The following is a 4,877-nucleotide window of genomic DNA, read 5'->3' as shown; positions in this document are numbered from 1 at the left end:
CCTCGCCGCGCTCGGCTCGCCCGTCGACCTCGCGTGGTACTGGGCCGGGGACCACCACTTCCTGATCCGGGGACGGTCCACCACCTCCCTGATCGACCCCGTCCTCCTCGCCGCCTACGCCGCCACCGTCGTCGCGGCCCTCCGCTCACGGCACGCGGCCTCCGCGCTCGCCGCCGCCGGCACGGTCACCCTCGCCCTGCGCCTCCCCGGGCTCTGGGCGCCCGGGAGCGGTGCCCTCGTCACCGCCCTCCTCGAACTGGCCCTCGGCGCAGGGCGAGGGTGACCGTGCCGGCGGCGGCGAGCGCGGAGGCCGCGTGCCGTGAGCGGAGGGCCGCGACGACGGTGGCGGCGTAGGCGGCGAGGAGGACGGGGTCGATCAGGGAGGTGGTGGACCGTCCCCGGATCAGGAAGTGGTGGTCCCCGGCCCAGTACCACGCGAGGTCGACGGGCGAGCCGAGCGCGGCGAGGTCCTGGAGGATCCACACGGCGGCGATGAGGGCGAGCGCGGCGCAGAGCGCGGCGCCGGTGAGACGTGCAGGCCGTGTCACAGTCACGGCCCCGATACTCACGGTCGCGGGGCGGCGAAACAAGCCGTTCCGCATGAACGGCGTGTGGCAGCCGGCCGGGGGCGACATGGCACGCTCCCGGCCGGCTCACGGCACCCGCACGGCCGTACGGTGTCCAATGTCCAATGTCCGTATATCGGATCCAATTCCGCCGAGTTGCCCGCGCGTTACGGCCTTTCCGGCCCCTGGGGCCCCTGGGGTTCTTGGGGTTCTTGGGGCCCCTGCGGTTCTTGGGGCTCCTGGAACTCCTGTGGCTTCTGGAGCTCCTGCGGCTTCTGGAGCTCCTGCGGCTCCTCCGGCGGCACCACCTGCTTCTCCTCCGCGAAGTGACAGGCCGAGTCGTGCTTCGCGGGGCTGTCCGTGAGGCGGAAGACGGCCGGGACGGCGAGCAGCGGGACTTCGAGGGCGCAGCGCTCCTGGGCCTTCCAGCAGCGGGTGCGGAAGCGGCAGCCGGAGGGGATGTTCGCCGGGGACGGCACGTCGCCGGCGAGGAGGATCCGCTCGCGGTGCTCGCGCGCCTCCGGGTCGGGGACGGGGACCGCGGAGAGCAGCGCCTGGGTGTAGGGGTGGGTGGGGTGGTCGTAGATCTCGGCGTCGGTGCCGATCTCGACGATCCGGCCGAGGTACATGACGCCGACGCGGTCGGAGATGTGCCGGACGATCGAGAGGTCGTGGGCGATGAAGACGTACGACAGGGAGAACTCGGACTGGAGGCTGTCGAGGAGGTTGATCACCTGCGCCTGGACGGAGACGTCGAGCGCGGAGACCGGCTCGTCCGCGACGATGATCTCGGGCTGGAGGGCGAGGCCGCGGGCGATGCCGATGCGCTGGCGCTGGCCGCCGGAGAACTGGTGCGGATAGCGGTTGATGTACTCGGGGTTGAGGCCGACGACGTCCAGGAGGTCCTGGACCTTGCGGCGCCGGTCGCCCTTGGGCGCGACCTCGGGGTGGATCTCGTACGGCTCGCCGATGATGTCGCCGACCGTCATGCGCGGGTTGAGCGAGGTGTACGGGTCCTGGAAGACCATCTGGATGTTGCGGCGGACGGCCTTCAGCGCCCGGGGGGACAGCTTGGTGAGGTCGTCGCCCTTGTAGCGGATGGTCCCGGAGGTGGGCCGTTCCAGGTTGACCAGCATCTTCGCGACCGTCGACTTGCCGCAGCCGGACTCGCCGACGATGCCGAGGGTCTCGCCGGCGGCGAGGTCGAAGTCGACGCCGTCGACGGCCTTGACGGCTCCGACCTGCTTCTTGAAGAGGATGCCCTGGGTCAGCGGGTAGTGCTTGTGGAGGTCCCGTACTTCGAGAATCGCCTCAGCCATGGAGGCACTCCTTCCAGAAGTGGCAGGCGCTGGCGCGCGGCACCGGGGACTCGGTCACGTCGTACAGCGGGGGTTCGTCGGTCCGGCAGACGGCCTGGGCCATGGGGCAGCGCGGGTTGAAGGAGCAGCCGGGCGGGATGGCGAGGAGGTTGGGCGGGAGGCCCTTGATGGCGTAGAGCTCCTGGCCCTTCTGGTCCAGGCGCGGGATCGAGTCGAGCAGGCCCCGGGTGTAGGGGTGGGCGGGGGCCTTGTAGATCTCGTGCACGGGCGCCTGTTCGACGATCTTCCCCGCGTACATGACGGCGATCTTGTCGGCGACGTCGGCGACGACGCCGAGGTCGTGGGTGATGAGGATGAGGCCCATGTTGAGCTCGCGCTGGAGCTCGGCGAGGAGGTCCATGACCTGGGCCTGGACGGTGACGTCGAGGGCGGTGGTCGGCTCGTCGGCGATGATCAGTTCGGGTTCGAGGGCGAGCGCCATCGCGATCATGATGCGCTGGCGCATGCCGCCGGAGAACTGGTGGGGGTACTGGCCGACGCGCTCCTTGGCGGCGGGGATGCGGACCCGGTCCATCAGCTCGACGGCCTTGGCCCGGGAGTCCTTGCGCGACATCCCCTTGTGGACCTGGAACATCTCGCCGAGCTGGTCGCCGACGCTGATGACGGGGTTGAGGGAGGACAGCGCGTCCTGGAAGATCATCGCCATCTTGGCGCCGCGGATCCTGCGCCGTTCCTCCTCCTTCAGCTTGAGGAGGTCCTGGCCCTGGAAGAGGATCTCGCCGCCGCTGATCTTCCCGGGCGGGATGTCGAGGATGCCCATGACGGCCTGGGCGGTGACGGACTTGCCGGAGCCGGACTCGCCGAGCACGGCGAGGGTCTCCCCCGCGTCGACGGAGTAGTTGACCCCGTTGACCGCCTTGGCCACCCCGTCCCGGGTGTGGAACTCCACGTGCAGGTCGCGCACTTCGAGCAGCATGGGTCCCTACCTCAGCTTCGGGTCGAGGGCGTCGCGCACCGCGTCGCCGAGCATGATGAACGCGAGCACGGTGATCGCGAGCGCGCCGGCCGGCCAGAGCAGCATGTGGGGCGCGTTGCGGATGTACTGCGACGCCGAGGAGATGTCGATGCCCCAGGAGACGGTCGGGGGCTTCAGTCCGACGCCGAGGTACGACAGGGTCGCTTCGAGCGCGATGTACGTGCCGAGGGCGATGGTGGCGACGACGATCACGGGGGCGACGGCGTTCGGCGTGATGTGCCGGAGCATCATCCGGGAGTTGGAGGCGCCGAGCGCGCGGGCGGCCTGGACGTAGTCGTTCTGTTTGGCGGTGATGACGGAACCGCGGGCGATGCGGGAGACCTGCGGCCAGCCGAGCAGCACCATGAAGCCGATGACGGGCCAGACGGTGGCGCTGGTGACCACGGACAGCAGGACCAGGCCGCCGAGGACGACGGGGATGGCGAAGAAGACGTCGGTGACCCGGGAGAGGAGCCCGTCCCAGGCTCCGCCGAAGAAGCCGGCCAGGCCGCCGAGGACGCTGCCGAGGATCGCGACGCCGAGGGTGGCGAGGACGCCGACGGTCACGGACGTCCGGGCGCCGTAGACGACCCGGGTGTAGACGTCGCAGCCCTGGCCGTTGAAGCCGAAGGGGTGGCCGGGCTGGGAGCCCTCCTGGGCCTTGGCCAGGTCGCAGTCGAGCGGGTCTCCGGAGGCGATCAGGGAGGGCCAGATGGAGATGATCACCAGGAAGAGGATGACCAGCGCGGAGATGATGAAGATCGGGTTGCGGCGCAGGTCGTGCCAGGCGTCGGACCAGAGGGAGCGGGGCTTCTTGTCGGGGCCGGCGTCGGGGGCCGTGTCGGGGTCGTTCTCCAGGTTCTTCTCCAGCGTCTCGGCGTCGGCGGTGCCGAAGTCGGCCGCGCCCCCGGCTCCGGTCGAGGCGATGGCGCGCCCTTCCTCTCCGTACGACTCAAGCGGTTCGAACGACTCGGGCTCAGGCATAGCGAATCCTCGGGTCAAGGACGGCGTACAGGAGGTCGACCAGAAGGTTGGCCAGCAGGAACACCAGGACGAGGATGGTCACGAAGCCGACGACCGTCTGGGTGTTCTGGCGGACGATGCCCTGATAGAGCTGGAAGCCGACGCCGTGGATGTTGAAGATCCGTTCGGTGACGATGGCGCCGCCCATGAGCGCGCCGATGTCGGCGCCGATGAAGGTCACCACCGGGATGAGGCTGTTGCGCAGCAGATGACGGCTGATGACCCGGCGGCGGGGCAGGCCCTTGGCGACGGCGGTGCGGACGTAGTCGGCGCGCTTGTTCTCGGCGATCGAGGTCCGGGTGAGCCGGGTGACGTACGCGAGGGAGACGGACGCGAGGACGAGGCCGGGGACGATCAGTTCGCTGAAGGGCGCCTCGGGCGAGACGGCCGGATTGATCCAGCCCCATTCGACGCCCAGGAGGTACTGGATGAGCAGGCCGGTGACGAAGGTGGGGACGGAGAGGACGACGAGGGTCAGCAGCAGGACGCTGGTGTCGACGGGGTGGCCGCGCTTGAGGCCGGTGAGGACGCCCAGGGTGATGCCGATGACGATCTCGAAGAGGATCGCCACGATGGTGAGCCGGATGGTGACCGGGAAGGCGTCGGCCATCAGCTCGGTGACGGGCTGGCCGTTGAAGGCGGTGCCGAAGTCGCCGGTGAAGACGTTGCCCATGTAGGTCAGGTATTGCTGCCAGACCGGCTTGTCGAGGCCGTACTCCTTCTTCAGCTGGGCGGCGGTCGCCGGGTCGCAGGCGCGGTCGCCGCAGAGGCCGGCGATGGGGTCGCCCATCACGTTCACCATCAGGAAGATCAACAGCGTGGCGCCGAAGAAGACCGGGATCATCTGCAGCAGCCGCCGGATCACGTATCGACCCACGGAGGCCTCCAGGAAGGGTGGGTTGCGGGACGGCGTACGGCCCGGCGCGGGGGTCCGCGGCCCGGGCCGTACACCGC

General features: G+C 69.8%; 5 protein-coding genes and 1 pseudogene. 1 reads left to right on the top strand and 5 read right to left on the bottom strand.

Annotation, left to right across the window (positions count from 1 at the left end; all coding sequences use genetic code 11):
* Positions 1-283, top strand: a pseudogene (locus CCN56_RS31425) (hypothetical protein); the annotation flags it as partial.
* Here the strand turns inward: CCN56_RS31425 and CCN56_RS31420 are convergent.
* From CCN56_RS31420 to CCN56_RS31400, 5 genes are all read right to left on the bottom strand, one after another.
* Positions 240-554, bottom strand: a complete 315-nt coding sequence (locus CCN56_RS31420) for a hypothetical protein (protein ID WP_256962275.1) — start codon at positions 552-554, stop codon at positions 240-242. The pseudogene CCN56_RS31425 and the gene CCN56_RS31420 overlap by 44 nt on opposite strands.
* Before the next feature lie 179 nt (positions 555-733).
* The gene (locus CCN56_RS31415; RefSeq protein WP_086831303.1) at positions 734-1,885 is read right to left on the bottom strand and encodes an ABC transporter ATP-binding protein; all 1,152 of its coding nucleotides are present in this window, start codon (positions 1,883-1,885) and stop codon (positions 734-736) included.
* Entirely contained in the window at positions 1,878-2,861 is a 984-nt protein-coding gene (locus CCN56_RS31410; RefSeq protein ID WP_086831302.1) for an ABC transporter ATP-binding protein, read from the bottom strand. The genes CCN56_RS31415 and CCN56_RS31410 overlap by 8 nt, the downstream gene beginning before the upstream one ends.
* Positions 2,862-2,867: 6 nt before the next feature.
* Complete coding sequence (locus CCN56_RS31405; RefSeq protein WP_086831301.1) at positions 2,868-3,884, bottom strand: ABC transporter permease; 1,017 nt, start codon at positions 3,882-3,884, stop codon at positions 2,868-2,870.
* Complete coding sequence (locus tag CCN56_RS31400; RefSeq protein WP_086831300.1) at positions 3,877-4,800, bottom strand: ABC transporter permease; 924 nt, start codon at positions 4,798-4,800, stop codon at positions 3,877-3,879. The genes CCN56_RS31405 and CCN56_RS31400 overlap by 8 nt, the downstream gene beginning before the upstream one ends.
* Positions 4,801-4,877: the final 77 nt, after the last annotated feature.

It is taken from the genome of Streptomyces sp. NRRL B-24572, assembly GCF_002156145.1.
Lineage (GTDB): Bacteria > Actinomycetota > Actinomycetes > Streptomycetales > Streptomycetaceae > Streptomyces > Streptomyces vietnamensis.
Note: the sequence above shows the minus strand (reverse complement) of the source record. Positions and strands in the feature narration are given on the sequence as shown.